The 16,212-nt window shown below is 60.5% G+C and carries 13 protein-coding genes; 12 read left to right on the top strand and 1 reads right to left on the bottom strand.

Annotation, left to right across the window (positions count from 1 at the left end; all coding sequences use genetic code 11):
* Positions 1-10: 10 nt before the first annotated feature.
* Positions 11-1,519, bottom strand: a complete 1,509-nt coding sequence (locus ACN9MB_RS20320; protein WP_426270069.1) for a hypothetical protein — start codon at positions 1,517-1,519, stop codon at positions 11-13.
* 498 nt (positions 1,520-2,017) lie between these two features.
* Between ACN9MB_RS20320 and ACN9MB_RS20315 the strand changes: the two genes are divergently transcribed.
* The 12 genes from ACN9MB_RS20315 (at position 2,018) to ACN9MB_RS20260 (ending at position 16,164) form a co-directional block, all read left to right on the top strand.
* Positions 2,018-7,804: an autotransporter domain-containing protein gene (locus ACN9MB_RS20315; RefSeq protein ID WP_426270068.1), complete on the top strand. Its 5,787-nt coding sequence runs from the start codon at positions 2,018-2,020 to the stop codon at positions 7,802-7,804.
* A gap of 240 nt (positions 7,805-8,044) precedes the next feature.
* Positions 8,045-8,647 (top strand): hypothetical protein, encoded by a 603-nt coding sequence (locus tag ACN9MB_RS20310; RefSeq protein ID WP_426270067.1) that lies wholly within the window; start codon positions 8,045-8,047, stop codon positions 8,645-8,647.
* On the top strand, positions 8,644-9,495 hold the full coding sequence (locus tag ACN9MB_RS20305) for a S1 family peptidase (protein WP_426270066.1): 852 nt from the start codon (positions 8,644-8,646) through the stop codon (positions 9,493-9,495). Before ACN9MB_RS20310 ends, ACN9MB_RS20305 begins: the two co-directional genes overlap by 4 nt.
* An 80-nt stretch (positions 9,496-9,575) precedes the next feature.
* Positions 9,576-10,727: an IS30 family transposase gene (locus ACN9MB_RS20300; protein ID WP_426271957.1), complete on the top strand. Its 1,152-nt coding sequence runs from the start codon at positions 9,576-9,578 to the stop codon at positions 10,725-10,727.
* Positions 10,728-10,778: 51 nt separating this feature from the next.
* On the top strand, positions 10,779-10,949 hold the full coding sequence (locus ACN9MB_RS20295; RefSeq protein ID WP_426270065.1) for a DUF4926 domain-containing protein: 171 nt from the start codon (positions 10,779-10,781) through the stop codon (positions 10,947-10,949).
* A 107-nt stretch (positions 10,950-11,056) separates the two neighbouring features.
* Positions 11,057-11,326 (top strand): hypothetical protein, encoded by a 270-nt coding sequence (locus ACN9MB_RS20290; RefSeq protein WP_204637554.1) that lies wholly within the window; start codon positions 11,057-11,059, stop codon positions 11,324-11,326.
* A gap of 482 nt (positions 11,327-11,808) precedes the next feature.
* Positions 11,809-12,354 (top strand): RebB family R body protein, encoded by a 546-nt coding sequence (locus ACN9MB_RS20285; RefSeq protein ID WP_426270064.1) that lies wholly within the window; start codon positions 11,809-11,811, stop codon positions 12,352-12,354.
* Between the two features lie 726 nt (positions 12,355-13,080).
* Positions 13,081-13,425, top strand: coding sequence for a hypothetical protein (locus ACN9MB_RS20280; RefSeq protein WP_426270063.1), 345 nt, complete (start codon positions 13,081-13,083; stop codon positions 13,423-13,425).
* 138 nt (positions 13,426-13,563) lie between these two features.
* Positions 13,564-13,878: a HigA family addiction module antitoxin gene (locus ACN9MB_RS20275; RefSeq protein WP_426269712.1), complete on the top strand. Its 315-nt coding sequence runs from the start codon at positions 13,564-13,566 to the stop codon at positions 13,876-13,878.
* Between the two features lie 317 nt (positions 13,879-14,195).
* The gene (locus ACN9MB_RS20270; RefSeq protein ID WP_204638195.1) at positions 14,196-14,657 is read left to right on the top strand and encodes a hypothetical protein; all 462 of its coding nucleotides are present in this window, start codon (positions 14,196-14,198) and stop codon (positions 14,655-14,657) included.
* A 260-nt stretch (positions 14,658-14,917) separates the two neighbouring features.
* A complete protein-coding gene (locus tag ACN9MB_RS20265; RefSeq protein ID WP_426270062.1) occupies positions 14,918-15,514 on the top strand; it encodes a hypothetical protein in 597 nt (198 codons plus the stop codon).
* Between the two features lie 215 nt (positions 15,515-15,729).
* Positions 15,730-16,164: a hypothetical protein gene (locus ACN9MB_RS20260; protein ID WP_426270061.1), complete on the top strand. Its 435-nt coding sequence runs from the start codon at positions 15,730-15,732 to the stop codon at positions 16,162-16,164.
* Positions 16,165-16,212 lie beyond the last annotated feature (48 nt).

The following is a 16,212-nucleotide window of genomic DNA, read 5'->3' as shown; positions in this document are numbered from 1 at the left end:
CGACTCCGATTCATCGCCCTAGCCGGTCTACACACGCTTCGGCACTTCTCTCGCTCAATCCTGGCTCAACCATCACCGACTGCACGCGACCGATACCTGCCTTGTTCTCCTCCAGCATCTTCAGGCAACCAGAAAACAGGTCCACGGGCAAGACCATCTGTTCGCCCTGATCGATGAACCTGTTGAGCCAATCGTCTATTGGGCCACCGCCTTCCTCGGCATAGCTTCGAACCAGATTTGTTCGAACGTCCTGCCGAGGATTTTCGATAGAGCGATCGCGCATGCGTAATAACACATCGTGCATATCCCGTTGGCCACCTGTCTGTTTGCGCAGCCGAGCATCTAGCATCCAGGCAAGAATGGCGCCGCGCTGATATGGCACAGCTTGCACGTCGTTGCTTCTCCAGAAGCCCGCCATGACGTCACGATTGGCAATGTGGCGGGCGGGTGACATGTCGTAGCTCGTACTGAGCGAATTGAAGTCGTTTGCGAAGTCTTGAATGGTCCATGCGCCCGACTGCAACATGGCGTGGCTGGTACGAAATACCGTAAAACCCTCTGAAAACCAGTAAGCGAGCGGCTCTTCGTTGCCATCTGGCATGCGTCCGGTGCGGGTGGGTATCCACATGTGCGTGTATTCGTGTGTGATTAGCTTTCGAATATTCGACATGTCGGCCTCGCGTGCTACGTACGCGGCGAACGCGCCATCTCTGCCCACACCGGCATTGAAATCATCGTCTCGATTCATGGCCACAACAGTTACGAAATACGGGCCGTTGGTGTCCTTCCAAAATGCTCGCTGCGCACTGATGACACTGGCTGCGACGTCGGCGAACTTATCCAACGGAAGAGCCCAATATCCAACGCCTACTACTGTCAGCGTGCCGCCGCGAATAGAACGCGACACCTGCTGGACCTTTGCGCCCGCTGCAGCCGTTGTTTGCAGCAGATTCTTGAGGGTCACGGGGCCAGCCTTTTCCGGGTTCTCCAGTGGCGAGACAAAACTCCAGTCTGGCGGACCCTGCCATCGAAGTTTTGCGGGAAGGTCCGTATAGCCCATGGGTGCTGCGAATAGGTTTTCTCCGAGCGCCTGAAACCAGTCGTTTCCCATGAGCACATCTTTGTATCCGGCCCCACCGACAGAATCCGCGCCCGTCGCCGGATTGATTCGATAGTCGATCTGCACGCGATGTTGGCCGCGATTGGCGCGCACCAGCCACCATTTTTTGCTTGTGACCGTGATGCGGCCGAACCGTACTGTGTCGATGATGACCTTATCTGACGGCTCGTCCTGACCGATGCCTTGTGGAGGCTTGATTTTCACCACCCCGGACGGTGGCACGGCAACATCCATATGGACATCCAGTGCTTTGAGCCGACGATCTACCAGCACGGGTGTCAGTTGATAAGACAGATCAGTCAGGCCTTGCTGGCTCCAGGTAGGCTGCGATGCTTCGGCGCATCCCCAGGGCAGGGTCATGAGCAGCAAGACGGCCAGTGCACGGCAACAAGCGAACATAGACGCTCCGGACGGTTTTCTTTACTGTAAGCAAGGGGCGAGCCAGCTAGGGTTGTCTTCGAGAACGCAGCGGCGTAGGGCTTCAACAGCTACTAATTGATTTGCGGTATGTGTCCGAGGACAGGGAGCGGACACATGCGGACATGCGAGAGAAAATGTCCGCTTCCGACCCATAGCGGACGCGGACAATTGCAAGGGCAGGGCGCAGTCAGCCTTCTGCCGGCGTCAATTCGCCTCGATTAGGGCAAGTTATCGGGGTACGGCACTCGCCTAGGCGATTCGCCCGCGTCATCAGGTGCGGAAATCGCTACGAGGTCAAGAACCAATTCTCGGATCCAATGCAACGTTGATCGCGGACCTTTGGCCGAGGTTTAAAAAAAGGCGCCATTTGGTCTGCAGTGCACTGTGGCGGTCGAGGTCGTCGACGACACCCAAAAAGACATATATTTGCCCCTTGCGCCAGCCTGTCGGGGGTGCTGATACCAATGGGGGAATCCAGTGAACCGCGTATACCAACTCGTTTGGAACGGCGCCTTGCGCGCCGTCCAGGTCGCGTCCGAGCTTTCGTCGTCGAACCAAGGTCTTGCTGCGGGTGGCGAATCCACCGCGCCACGCCTGCGACTCCTGTGGGGTGCCATGCTTGCCACGGGCCTCTGGGCCGTCGGGACACCGGCCCTGGCCCAGGTGTGCCAGCCGACGGACATTCGGGCATGCAGCGCGCAAGGCGGTGCGCCAACGGCCGATTCTCGGGCCGGCGCGGGCGGTGCCGGTAACGGGCAGGGCGGCGGCGCGGTCAATATCTCTGGATTCGTGCAGATACCAGGCGCCTTGTCGAGCATCGGCAATGGCGGTGCGGGTGCGAACGGCCTGGACGGAGCCGGCGGTGGCGCTGGCGGTGGCGGCGGTGCACTTGGCACGAATGCTTCGGGTATCTGGGCAGGAGGTCGCGGCGTCGATGGCGCGGATGCGTTACGGACCCCCGGCGGCGGTGGCGGCGGCGGTGCGGGCATGTGGACGGCCGCGACGTCCCTCGATCTCGTCGCAGGCAATGTGGTCACCGGCGGAGATGGCGGTAACGGCGGCAACCCGGCCGCCAGCAGCGCAGCCGGCGGTGGTGGCGGCGGCGGTGGTGGCACCGGCCTGGCCAACACCGCGGATGGATTCACGTCAACGATTCAGTCGGGTGCCTCGATCGTTGGAGGTGCCGGTGGCACGGGCGGTTTCCAGTCCACCGGCCCGGCCATCGGTGGCGGCGGCGGTGGCGGTGGCGATGGCTTGCTTCTCTTCGGTGCCAACGCGAATATCGATAATTCGGGCACGATCCGCGGTGGCGCCGGCGGCGCCGGGGGCGTGAGCACGATCAGCGGCAACGCCGGTGACGCGGGAGCCGGCATCAATGCATTGAACCCCGGCCTCATCGTGACCAACAGGGCCGGCGGCACCATCCAGGGCGGTGTCGGCACCGGCAATGGCGCGGCGGGCATCGGCATCATCACGCGTGGCGACGCGATATTGACGAACGCGGGCACGATTGCCGGTGGCCTGGCCGCCGGTTTGCCCGCGTCCGCCGTGCTGTTCAACGGTACCGGGAACGAGCTGCATCTGCAGACCGGATCGATCATCCAGGGCGCCCTCGAAGTGGCCGACGGCGCCGCGGCGACGGTCATCTCGGCGGCCAGTAATTCCATCGATGCCGTGAAGCTCGATGGCAATACCGTTGGTGCGCAGGTCACGTTCGAGACGGATGTCAGCAGCCCGGGCGCGTTGGAGGTCAAATCGATCACCGGCACCGGCGACGTCAACAGCCAGGGCAACAATGCGCCGTTCACGTTCGACCATATCGACATCGACGGCTCGGTGACCTTGAACCATGTGGGTGTCACGGGACTCGACGGATCGATCATCTCCACGGGGTCGCAGGCGTTCGTCGCGCGACTCACGTTGCTGGGTGACAGCTCCCTGCAGAGCCAGTCGACCATCGGGGTCTCGAGCACGATCGACGGCGCGCATTCGCTGGTCATCTCCACACCAGCCGCGTTGACGTTCAATGGCAACATCGGTTCCCTGTCAAGGTTGACGAACCTGACGAGCGATTCCGCCACGCTTGCCATCAAGGGAGTGCGCGCCGGTGCTATCGACCTGACCACGACGGGCGGCGCCATCACGCAGGGCGGCGTGTTCGACATCACGGGAACGAGTGCCTTCAACGCAGGCACCCACGACGTGCTGTTGTCGAACGCGAACAGCTTCGGCGGGAATGTCACGGCGACGGGTAACAACATCGCCATCCACGCCGCGAGCGACCTGACGATCGGGGGCATCACCGACGGTACCGCTGGCAACATCAGCCTCACCAGCGACGGTGTCCTCACCTTGCCCATAGGCCTGACGACCACGGGGAACATCTCGCTTGCCTCGAACGGAGGCGTGCTCACGCAGACCACGCAACTCCACGGCGGATCGATCACCCTTACCGGACATACCGGTGTCACCTTGGCCAACGGCGTCATCACGCCGGGCACGCTGACGATCAATACGGGGACCGGCGGCAATGCACTCCAGGTCGGCAACAGTGTCAGCGCGGGCGAGCTTGCCGCGGACGTTTCCGGGACGCTGAGCCTCACCTCCGTCTCGAACGCGATCCAGACACTGGGCGACATTTCGGCGACTAGCTTGGTGCTCTCCAATGCGATCGCCTCGACCGTGACGGGCGATGTATCCGCTCAGTCCATCCAGTTCAACGCGCCGCAGGGTGTCACCGTGATCGGCTCCGTCGACGGTAGCACCGGCACAGGCACGCTTCTCAACGCGTCGACCTCGTTGACCGTGGGTAATGGCGGCACCACTGGCACGTTGAGCGGTAACGTGACAGACAATGGCGTCCTGGCCTTCAACCGCTCGGACGCGGTCAGCTTCGCCGATACCCTGGCAGGTTCGGGGCAACTGGTGCAGCAGGGCAGCGGCACGTTGCTGTTCGACGGTAACGGTTCGACGTTCGGCGGCAGCACGCAGGTGCAGGCAGGCACGCTGGTCGTCGGCAGCGCGGCGGGCAGCACCGCGGTGCTCGCCGGGAACGTCGGCGTGGCTGCCGGCGCGGCTCTGGGCGGGCATGGCAGCATCAACGGCAACGTGAGCATGGCCAGCGGTTCGGTGCTGTCGCCGGGCCATTCCGTCGGCACGCTCAGCGTGAATGGCGACCTCTCGATGGCGCAGGGTAGCTCGATGGACGTCGAGCTGGGCGCAGTCGGCGTAGGCGACAAGGTCGCCGTGAACGGAAACCTCGCCTTGAACGGCGTGTCGGTCAACGTCAGCAACGTCGGCGGGATGGGGCCGGGTGTCTACACGATCTTCTCTTATACCGGCGCATTGACCGAAACCAACGGCGGCCTGGCGTTTGGGGCGACGCCCGCGGGGCACACCCTGCAGCTGCTCACACTCCTCGGGAGCAAGCAGATCAATATCCTGGACGCCTCGAACACCACGCTGAACTTCTGGAACGCCAACGGTCTGGCCAGCGGCGCGCAGATGGGTGGCGGCGACGGCACCTGGTCTACCACTTCGCCGCACTGGACCGACGCGGTCGGCAGCATCACGGGCGTGATGTCCCCGCAGCCGGGTTTCGCAGTATTCGGCGGTGCGGCAGGCACGGTTACGGTGGACGACACCGGCGGCGCGGTATCGGCGACCGGCGTGCAGTTCATGAGCGATGGTTACCATTTGACGGGCGACGCGCTCACACTCACCAGCGTGAGTGGTGCAGCACCTGTGCTGCGTGTCAGCGGCGGTGCCACGGCCATCGTCGACAACGTGATCGATAGCGTCAATGGCATCGACAAGACCGATGCCGGTACATTGGTGCTGACGGGGCAGAACACCTATCAGGGCAATACCGTGTTGAGCGGCGGCGAGCTTTCCGTGTCGTCGGACGGCAATTTGGGAGTGGCTGCCAACGCGCTGGATTTCGAAGGCGGCATGCTGCAGGTCACGGGTACCAGCTATCGCGCCACCAATCGCAACATCATCTGGGGCAGCGGCGGCGGCTTCGACATCGCCGATGCGGGCAACACGTTCACCGTGTCGCAAAACCTGGTCGGTTCGGGCAGCCTCTACAAGACTGGCGCAGGCCTGCTTGTACTCAGTGGCACCAACAGCTACACCGGCGGCACCGTCATTGGGCAGGGCACGCTTCAGGGCGACGCCGCCAGTCTCGGCGGCAACATCGTGAACAACGCAACGCTGGTGTTTGATCAGTCGACCGATGGCACGTTCAACGGCGCGATCAGCGGCACGGGTCAATTGATCAAGAACGGTACCGGAAGCTTGGTGTTGAGCGGAGCCAGCACATACACCGGCGGCACGCTGGTCAATGCGGGCAATCTGCAGGGCGACACCGCCAGCCTGCAAGGCGCCATCGTCGACAACGCGACGGTGACCTTTGCGCAGGATACGGACGCCACCTTCAACGGCAACCTCTCCGGCAGCGGCCAACTGGTGAAGGCCGGTGTGGGCATCTTGACGTTGGCCGCCGGCAATACCTATAGCGGCGGCACGGTGATCGACAGCGGCGCGCTGCAAGGCGATACGAGCTCATTGCACGGCGCCATCATCGACAACGCCAAGCTGATCTTTGCGCAACAGACGGATGGTGTGTTCGATGGAGCGATTAGCGGAAGCGGGCAGTTGCTCAAGAGCGGCGCCGGCACGCTGACGTTCAACGGCACCTACGCAATCAGCGGCGGCACCGAAGTAAGCGCGGGCAAGCTGGTGGTGGGGGATGACTCGCATGCGAGCGCGTCACTGGGCGGCACGATAACAGTCGATCAAGGCGCAACGCTGGGCGGTATCGGCAGCATCGGCGGACTCGATCTGTCAGGCGCACTGACGCCGGGCAATTCCATCGGCACGCTCACCGTAAACGGCAATGCTGTGTTCCGTTCCGGTTCGAGCTACCAGTTCGAAGTGTCGCCCGACGGCACAAACGATCGCCTGGCGGCAACAGGCCATGTTTCCATTCTTGGCGGCTCGGCCCTCGCGCTTGCCAGCAACGGCAACTGGGCGCCGCAGACGCAGGTCCAGGTGATCACGGCCAGTGGTGGCGTGAGCGGCACGTTCGACAGTGTGACCTCCAACCTGGCCTTCCTCACGCCGCAGCTGATCTACAGCGCTCAAGACGTAACCTTGCAGCTTGGGCGCAACGACGTGAGCTTTGCTTCGGTGGCGCAAACGCGCAACCAGCGCGCGGTGGCCGCGACGGTCGAATCGCTAGGCATGGCCAATCCGCTTTATCGCGCATTGGTCGGCCTGGATGCCGGCACGGCACGTCAGGGATTCGATGCGCTTTCGGGCGAGCAGTTCGCGAGCACCCGCAGCGCGCTTATCGACGATAGCCGTTATGTGCGCGATGCCATCAATCGTCATTTGCTTGGCCTGCAGGACGAAGGCGCGCAAGCCACCGATGCGCACGGCGTGACGGCATGGACGAGTGCCTGGGGACATTGGGGCGACAACAGCAGCGACGACAATACCGCACGCCAGCAGGCCAACGGCAGCGGCCTGCTGGTGGGCGCAGACCTGGGCATAGGCAGCGATGCACGCCTGGGCGCCTTGGTCGATCATCGCCAGACGAGTATGCGCGTGGACGATCGCGGCTCCAATGCGCATGCCAGCGCCACGGACGTCGGCGTCTACGGGGACGTAGCGCTGGGTGCCTTCGTGCTGCGCGGTGGTGTGGCTTATGCATGGCAGCAAATCGACGAATCACGTCAGGCCTCGTTCGGTACCTTCGCTGAGCGGCTGGGCGCGCGCTACGACGCCAATGTTGCGCATGGTTTCATCGAAGGCGGCTATCGCTTCCAGCCCAGCGCGGGACAGCAGCTCGAACCCTTCCTCAATATCTCACGCGTGCAACTGCACACCGACGGCACGCACGAGAACGGTGGGGTGGCGGCATTGGCCGTTGCCGGCAACAGCGATACCGTGAACTTCGCGACGCTCGGTTTGCGCGACTGCTGGTCTCTTGTCGCGCAAGGCGGCCTCAATGCGCACATCGCCATCGGTTGGCAGCAGGCCTGGGGCGATGTAACGCCGGTGAGTAGCGTGCATTTCACCGGCAGCAACAGCTTCGATATCGCAGGCACGCCCATCGCCCGCCACGCAGGCGTGGTGGATGCGGGGCTGTCGTTCGCGGCTACGCGTAAAGTGTGGTTCGACGCCAGCTATGTCGGCCGCTATGGCGATGGCAGCAAGGATCAGGGCGCACGACTGGGTGTGACGGTCCAGTGGTAGTGGTCGAGGAGCGTCGAGAATCGACTCAAGATGAAGATTGGAAGAAGGCAGCCTTATGTGACACCCCCGCCATCGCAAAAGCCGTGGTGGGCGGAGATGAAGGGTGTCGTGGTACGACATGAGTACAAGGCGAAGCTCGGGCGCTTGCGTGCAAAGGGCCTTTGCGTCGGCTCGGTACCGCATTTGGCTTGAACTTTAGAATCTGAGTGTCTGCTTCCGATCTATAGGGGATAAGAGTTCATGAGTGAGACTCAGCAGGACCTTCACGTACCTCGAGAACCTTCTACGCAAGGGGCGCCGTTGTTCTTTGGGCTGCTTTTGATTCCGTTGCTTGGCGGCTTGGCTGGCGGGCTCCTGTGGTTTGTACCCAATCCAGAATTCAAGCTTGTCGCGATACTCGTTGGTACAGCCTACACGGCGCTTATTTATCTGTTGACGTGGCTTCTCGCTGGAGTCAACTTCATCGAGAGATATCGCTCGGCAGGTGTCGGCGGGGCGCAAATCGTCGGAATCTTGGTTGCTGTCTTAGCCATCTGTGCGATATCAGCAGAGGCGGCCTACGCAACTGTCCCGGCGGTGTTCACGCAGCTATATGGTCGGCCTACCGCTCGCTCTTTTGTTGTTGCCGATGTCTACCGACACACCTCGAAAGGAAGCGCCATTTGCCCCTTCACCGTCACACTTCACAGCCTCGACGGTAAGTTCGATACGGATTTCTGTGCACGGTGGAGCTCGGCCCATGACTTTCATGTAGGGGAAAAAGTGCGCCTGCACGGCAAAGAAACTAGTCTTGGTTTCAGATTTGACAGCTACGATTTTCCCACCAAGGGGGCTCTTGAATGAAATGGAGTTTCACTTTCTGCCTTTGGGCTATGTCGACCGCAGTCGGAGCCGTTGTCATCAGGGCAGACGTTGATGATGCAAAGTATCGAATTCCGGCGTCTGCATTCCCTGCACTGGCAGACATGCCTGGCGAGGGGCACGGCGTCCTGATTGCACCTCAGTGGGTCGTAACCGCAGCTCACGCGGCGCCGATGCAAATGGAAGGCATGGACGATGACGTATCCATTGGCGGCGTGGCGCGCAAGGTGAAACGGGTCATCCTGCATCCAGGATACAAAAAAGTACCCGATCAGCTGATCAAGGAGGCGCTGGCATCCGGCGATCTATCCAAGGTACACGTATTTCTCGACTCAGCTGATGACATTGCGCTGATCGAACTCGCGTCACCGGTCACGGATATAACTCCTGTTCGTCTCTATCGCGGGAACAAAGAAGTGGGCATGACCGCAGAGCTTGTAGGCAAGGGCGCTACGGGTAACGGCGTCAAAGGCCAGGACCCTCAAAGCGCGCACCGCACCGTCCTTCGACATGCTTTCAACGTGATTGTTGGTGACGACGCGCGCTATGTTTGGTATCGATTTGACGCGCCGCCATCCGCCCTGCCGCTCGAAGGCATCACCGGGAGTGGCGACAGTGGTGGCCCTTTGCTCATCGGAGATGGCAGTTCTAGGCAACTCGTAGGCCTGGCCTCTTGGAGCAAATATCCAAAGGACCATCCATTTCTGAGAACGTGGACACCAGATCGCCCATTTGTGGAGGGGCTCCACGGCGAAATCGTGAATGCCGTTCGCATATCAAGCTACATCCCGTGGATAGAAGGCGTGATATCTGCACGCGCTAATCCGTAATGTCTGCTTACGACTGCGGCTTCAGCCGGTCAACGCAACACACTATAGACGCCCAAGCGTGAGGAGTGTTGCCCATGGCTATGCCCCGGAAGCATTTCACAGACGCGGATCGGACCCTGATATGGGACCGATGGCAGCAAGGTGAGTCGCTACATCGGATCGCGCAGCGGTTGGCCACCCGCCACTCGTCGATACGCCAGGTATTGGTGCGCACTGGTGGCATTCGGCCACCGCCGCGCCATCGGTCCACCCGTGCACTGACGCTTGCTGAGCGGGAGGAGATCTCCCGCTCGGTGGCTCTTGGCCGGTCGCTCCGCTGCATCGCGGAGCATCTCCATCGAGCCCCCTCCACCATCAGCCGCGAGATCCGGCGCAATGGCGACCGCGATAGCTACCGAGCCAACCAGGCAGACCAATGGGCCTGGGAACGCGCACGCCGCCCTAAGCCCTGCAAGCTACGTACGCATCGTGTGCTGGCTAAACTCGTGGCCGCCAAGTTGCAACGGCGGTGGTCGCCGGTGCAGATTGCCCGGCGGCTAAAGCAGCAATCCCATGGCGATGAGGAGCGTCAGGTGTCGCACGAGACCATCTATCGCAGTCTCTTCATCCAAGCCCGTGGTGCCTTGAAAAAGGATCTATTAGCGCACCTGCGCCGCCCTCGCAGCCTACGTCGATCGCGTCACCACACGCAGAAGACAACCAACCACGGCCTACTCAGCAACATGGTGTCGATCCGGGAACGTCCGGCTGAGGTCGAGGATCGCGCCGTGCCCGGCCACTGGGAAGGCGATCTGCTGATGGGCAGCCATCACAGCCAGATCGCCACGTTAGTGGAGCGCCATACCCGCTACGTCATGTTGGTAAAGGTGCCCAGTAAAGACACCAAGACCGTGATCGATGCGCTGATCAAACATGCCCACAAGTTGCCTCGGGAACTCTATCGATCGCTGACATGGGACCGTGGCAAGGAGATGGGCGAGCACCGGCGCTTCACGTTGGCGACGGATATCCAGGTCTATTTCTGCGACCCGCAACATCCGTGGCAACGTGGCTCGAACGAGAACACCAACGGCCTGTTACGCCAGTACTTCCCCAAAGGCACCGACCTATCGGGCTACTCGCAGGCTAAACTCGACGCCGTGGCCCGGGAGTTGAATGAGCGACCGCGCCAAACGTTGAACTTTGAAACACCGGCCGAACGATTCCAGCAATGTGTTGCGTTGACCGGCTGAAGCCGCAACCCAGAGCAGACATTGGGCTTTACGTTGACGGGGGGGGGCTGAATGAAGCAATTCGACGTGGTCAAGGTGACTGCAATCAGGGGTGACCGGTTTACTGGCGAGGAAGTCTTCTTCAAGCGCGCACCGGTGGTTGGTGATGTTGGGACGATCCTAGACGTGTACGCAGACGACTATGAGGTTGAGTGTTCGGATTCGGACGGATCGACCATTTGATTAGGGGCGATGTATCCGGACGAACTCCAGCTCAGGGGTAGCTAGGGAATGTCTGCTTGCGCCCCAAAGCGGACATGCCATTTGACCGATAAAGGAGCGATGGGGCCGTGATTCCAAACATTTCTTCGCTGTTGGAGATGAACGGTCGGGGCGAGATGCCCATGGATGAAATAGTTGCCCATGTGGTCAAGTCCATTGCTTTGACGGGCAGTGGCTCGGATTTTTCGAGCTTGCCTGAGGAGCTGAAAGAACACGTCCGGGCGAGGATCGCTTGGTATAAGAAAACTGGTGGGTGGCTCCTGGTCTCAAACAACGGTCTCGAGGACTACGCGCCGTACGCAGAGGCCTTCCTCGCGAAAGTCTCACACGTGGAGTAAGGAGGTCCGCTTCCGACCCAGAGCAGACATTGCCGTTCAGCGACTTAAGGCAAAACCGGGATCAGCGCGAACTTTTTTTCCTGCGCGCGAACAAGAGTGAAAGTCGACCCTGACCACCTGCTTTGGTGGCGACGAAGACGAGACCTACCGGCCTGTCGCGGAAGCCGATTGGTCTACATCGCCTAGATCCGCTTCCGGCCCAGAGCGGTCATTCTGGATGATTAGAAAAGGGGCGCGATGGATAGAGACAACGAAGAATGGTGCCAGGATCAATTAGGCGAGTTCAGCCATGCCTAATTGTCCCTGGCACCGTTTCCCTGGCACCGTTTCCGCCACGCGCCATTTCCGGCACCATTTACCGGCCGATTTAGACGCCCGTGCACACCGAAAGCCGTGGAACCCACAACCGCAGATATGCGGACCTGTTTCGCAGACCAGATCGTACGCTGTCAGTTGATCTCACTTTGAAGGAGTTCATGTCGATGTCGACCCAGATTGACCCTCAAGTTACCGATTCCATAACGCAAACCAATCCCCAGATCCGCGGAAGCTCGCCAGCCGCTGCGCTCGGTAGCCTCTATCAGGTCACGGTGCATGCCTTGGGCAATGCCGCGCAGAATGCCGTCAATAGCCAGCAGCAGAACGATATTTTGATGCAAGCGGCAACGACGCAAGCCGTCATGCAACTGTTGTCGATCGACAGTAACGGCGCGTCGCTCAACGAAGGAAAGTCTTCCGCCCCAATGCAGTCGATAGAAGACTTGACTGGTGCCTTGGCGAAGATCGAACGAGCGGTGGAATCACCGAACAAACTCGGAACGGACCATGTCAGCCCGTGGTCCCATGAGGCACGGGAGTTGATGAAGACAGTAGCGGACGCCTTGCGCGAATTTCAGCGGGTGTCACAGGAAGCTGGTATGGCCATGGTGAAGCAGGCTGCGAAGGCGGCTGTGTTGGTGCACTTGATCAACGCACCCGATCAACTGCAGCAGTATCAGAAGATCCTTGAGTTGATTGAAGAACTCTGACGCGGCGATTTGCGAAGAACGGTGTCAGGAGCGATTGGGCGAATTCAGCCATGCCTAGTTGTCCCTGGCACCCTTTCCGTACTGGAAAGGATGTTTGACTCTCGGGTTTCTCTTGGGAGATGTTCTGGCTCGCAAGGCTTTTCGAAAAGACATTGTGAGCTAGGACCTGAGCCGGCCGCTTTCGACCCAAAGCAGACTTTGCGCTAGGCCAGCATGAGGAGGTTGCCTTGGTTCTATTCGCGCTCACGAAACAGGGGCTGTCCGAGATGCTTGATCTCGCTCGGGGTAGCAGCTCGGCTATCTGGGCGAATGACGGTCTATTGGACGCTGCGATTCTGGGAAGGTTACGTGCAGAAGGCTTTGATCTGACGACCTTCGTCCGCTGGATAGATCCGGCTGACGAAGCGGCAGTTCAAGACGCTGTAGAAAACATCCGGGAGCATCACCCCGATCAAGTCCTATACATTGAACGGACTTAGCTCTACGTCCCGAAGCGGACATTTTGTCAGCGCTGAGCCCTCACGCTCGCCTGCAGTCGCGCGGACATCCATCTCGCCCAACCCTGACAGACGATGCCAACCCTGCTTGTTAGGGTCAGCCAGTCAATCGCGCTCTCGTGTTGTAGGGCCTCGCGAATGACCATGACTACCAAGTCATGAGGCGCGGGCCGTGAGTGGACCAACACCCACGACCCGCTAACCATCACCAACTCATAGGAAGTTGATCATGGCTACCCGCGATCATACGGGACGCATTCGCTCGTCCGTTCCCCCTGACGACACCCTCATTCCTCCGCCTGATGACCCGTCTTCCACGGCGGCGGCATGGCCCGAGGCCCCGTGTCACGGCACTCGCAGCGACATCGCCCTGGCGGTGCTCGCCCTCACACGACTGCGTCTCGACAGTGAGCAGTGCCGCATCGCGCAAGCGCGTGGATTCCCCGGCAGGCCACTGCCATGGCCGCTTCCCGTGGCTGTCACCGCCAGCCTGGGCACGGCCATCTACTGCCTTCAGCAGTACGCCCGCCTGCTCGGTGACGAGCCTTCAGTGACCACCACACGCCTCCGATGATCGCCGTTACGGCGCATCGGCCGGCATGGCGATGCGCCGCTCTCGGGCGATGACCGACGAAGCTGCCAAGCATTCACTGACACGGAGCGCTGTAAGCGCCTATCCGCTGTGCGGCCGTGTCCGACAGGGAGAACAGTTATGGAACTGATCCAGCTCACCCCGCATTCGGAAGTGGACCCCTCGCAACCCCTGCGAGCCCCCGGCGACATCCTGCTGCACGCCTACCTGATCCCTAGCGCCCTCAACCCCGCCCAACTGGCCCGCCGCTCCGGCATCCCTTCCGATCACATCAAAGCCTTCATCGCCGACACTCACCCCATCACCCCCAAGACCGCGCTCCGCCTTTCCCTCATCTTCGACACCACCGCCTTTTATTGGCTGGCGCTTCAGGCCCGATACGATCTGGAGAAAGCGAAGCCCGCGATCCGCGCCTATCGTCCGCTCGTTGATTAAGGACAAACGCGCGACAAATGGGATGGAGGTAGTTAGGGCCCACGGCCATTGTTCGAATTAGCTACCTCCGTCCCATATGCTCTGGGCGCTGCGAAGGCCCGTTCTGGACCCCGGGCGGACATCGGCAAAAACATGCGACAGATCAGGATTGCCGACCTGGCTGGACCGGATATTCCCAGCGTCAGCTTCGCCTTGCGAAAGTAGGTAAAGTGCGATGCCCGGGACTGACAGCCGGGCTTGGACGTCGGCATGCCTGGGGGCATGGCATCAGACCTGGCGGTCCATCCATCAGATAGTCACGACTACAGGGGAAAAAAATGTCGGACAACATGTATGTCGCTCCACAGGCGGCACTGGAAGAAGCTGGATCGGCCACAGGCGCTCTCTACTCGCCCATGCAGGCGTCTGCCGGGGCATTTCTTGGCGGTCCGGTCGGACTTATCTATTTTCTCTATCGAAACTTCGTGGTGCTTGGAAAGAAGTCCGAAGCGCGCACTGCTCTGATGCTTGGCGCGGCGCTTATCGTGGCACTGTGGGTGATCCTGCCGATCCTTCCGCAGAAGATGTCCGGCGTTCCCTTCACTGTCGCGTATCTGGTCACGGCGCGGCTGGTGGTGGAGAAGTACCAACTGACCAAGCAGGCCATCGCCTCATCAACCCAATACACCTTCCAGTCCAACTGGAACGTCTTTGGCATGGGCTTGCTTTGCCTGCTTGGCTCCCTCGCGCTCATCATCGGCCCCTACGTCGTTCTGTATGCGCTCGGTGTACTGAAGTAACGATTACACCGTGCGCGGATCGTCGCGTCATTGGCTAATGCTGACGTACATCCACTGTCCGTTTCGGCACTCCGAAGCGGACAGTTCACCGTCGATGTTGCTTCCATGGCGACCCCGAGGGTCGACATCTCGGCTCATCGCTAAGGCCAGCTTTCTATCTGAGCCGGACCCGTTCCGTCGATTGGAACTGAGAAAGCGGCGGAGTAGCTGGCTTTCCAAAACCCGCTTCACTCGAATTGACGGTGTTACACGAACAATTCATGGTTGATGCCCATGGGCTTGGGAGGGCCGGGTTGGTTATGACAGAGGCAGGCGAACTGGACACCGGCTATAGACAACTGGTGCGCGACCTTTCACCCATCGAGGCGCAAGTCTTGTTGGGGCGTCTTCAGGCCGAAGGCATTGATGCGCATCTGGTCGGCCAGAATCACGCGCTGGCCAACCCGTTCTTGGTCAATGCATTGGGCGGCGTGCGCCTATTCGTGCGCGAAGGGCAGCAGCAGTTGGCGCTGGAGATAATGGCGGCCACCGATCAGGGCGAGTACGTGCTTGGCGAGGAACTTCAGACTGATGAGACCCAGGGTGTATCGGATGGCTCTCCAAGCAAAGAGGGCGCGCAAGTCGATGATCCTGGAGCCAGAAAGCTGTTCGTATTTGTTGTGTTGCTCGTTCTGGCGATTCTGCTAGTGGCTGCGACTTTCAATGCCATATGGGCGCAGTCGTACGACTACTTTCCCTATTCCATGACGCCCGAACCAGCGTCTCGCATCGTGGGGAAGTGGGTGCTCAGTGCCCTTCTGCTCTTGCACCCTGTGGTTTGGATCTTCTTCATCGCCAGAGAGCTTAGGAAGAAGTAACGGCGAGGACTGATATCGCGGGCATACGAGTTTTACATTGGCTACCAACGTGTCGCTCTCGGCCTGGTAGCCAACCTTAATAAGACTTCAAGGTTGGCTGGCGGGCTGCCACTGCAAAGTTGTTCGAGCGGGTCGCCTGCGGGAATAGAGGCAGGTCCTCTTTCGACCCATGGCAGGCATCTACTTATGGAGCTGAACCGTGAAGGAGAGTGTCGGTGAACGTTGCGCAGGTCATCGCGATCGCCCTGGACTTGGTGGCTGCAAACGCAGCGGTGTTCCTCTTTGCATTGAATCCGGGGATGGCAAATGGCTTCTTTCTCGGGGCGTTGATCTTTTTCCTGCTCGCTCAGCAACCACGCAGCATCCTCGGATTCGCGCTGATATTGCGTGACTGGGGCGATAAATGGCGAAACTGGCTGGGACTGAGCCAAGAAGAGGCCGTTGCAACCGGGAGAGCCCGTCGTCGGGCTGCGCATCGATCGATAGTCGTGCTCAATCTGTTTGTGCTGGTCGGCCTGCTGTCGATGTGTGCACGGCCGCCGGAGACCATTCATGCCATGCAGGTCGATCGATCCTGCCTGTTTGGCATGTGGCTTGGATTGATGACTGGTTACTTTGTCGCCATCGGTCGACGAGAGGCGCCACCTTGAGGAGTACTCGTACCGATGCCCGGTGCATGGCGGTCGCGCGCAGAGGTA

The organism is Dyella kyungheensis, from assembly GCF_049913195.1.
In the GTDB taxonomy this organism is placed as follows: domain Bacteria; phylum Pseudomonadota; class Gammaproteobacteria; order Xanthomonadales; family Rhodanobacteraceae; genus Dyella; species Dyella kyungheensis.
This window is presented reverse-complemented; position numbering and strand designations above follow the sequence as displayed.

Excerpts from the sequence above, each read along its gene's own strand:
- ACN9MB_RS20320 (WP_426270069.1), bottom strand. The coding sequence starts at position 1,519 with ATGTTCGCTTGTTGCCGTGCACTGGCCGTCTTGCTGCTCATGACCCTG.
- ACN9MB_RS20310 (WP_426270067.1), top strand. The coding sequence starts at position 8,045 with ATGAGTGAGACTCAGCAGGACCTTCACGTACCTCGAGAACCTTCTACG.
- ACN9MB_RS20305 (WP_426270066.1), top strand. The coding sequence starts at position 8,644 with ATGAAATGGAGTTTCACTTTCTGCCTTTGGGCTATGTCGACCGCAGTC.
- ACN9MB_RS20300 (WP_426271957.1), top strand. The coding sequence starts at position 9,576 with ATGCCCCGGAAGCATTTCACAGACGCGGATCGGACCCTGATATGGGAC.
- ACN9MB_RS20295 (WP_426270065.1), top strand. The coding sequence starts at position 10,779 with ATGAAGCAATTCGACGTGGTCAAGGTGACTGCAATCAGGGGTGACCGG.
- ACN9MB_RS20285 (WP_426270064.1), top strand. The coding sequence starts at position 11,809 with ATGTCGACCCAGATTGACCCTCAAGTTACCGATTCCATAACGCAAACC.
- ACN9MB_RS20280 (WP_426270063.1), top strand. The coding sequence starts at position 13,081 with ATGGCTACCCGCGATCATACGGGACGCATTCGCTCGTCCGTTCCCCCT.
- ACN9MB_RS20275 (WP_426269712.1), top strand. The coding sequence starts at position 13,564 with ATGGAACTGATCCAGCTCACCCCGCATTCGGAAGTGGACCCCTCGCAA.
- ACN9MB_RS20270 (WP_204638195.1), top strand. The coding sequence starts at position 14,196 with ATGTCGGACAACATGTATGTCGCTCCACAGGCGGCACTGGAAGAAGCT.
- ACN9MB_RS20265 (WP_426270062.1), top strand. The coding sequence starts at position 14,918 with ATGGTTGATGCCCATGGGCTTGGGAGGGCCGGGTTGGTTATGACAGAG.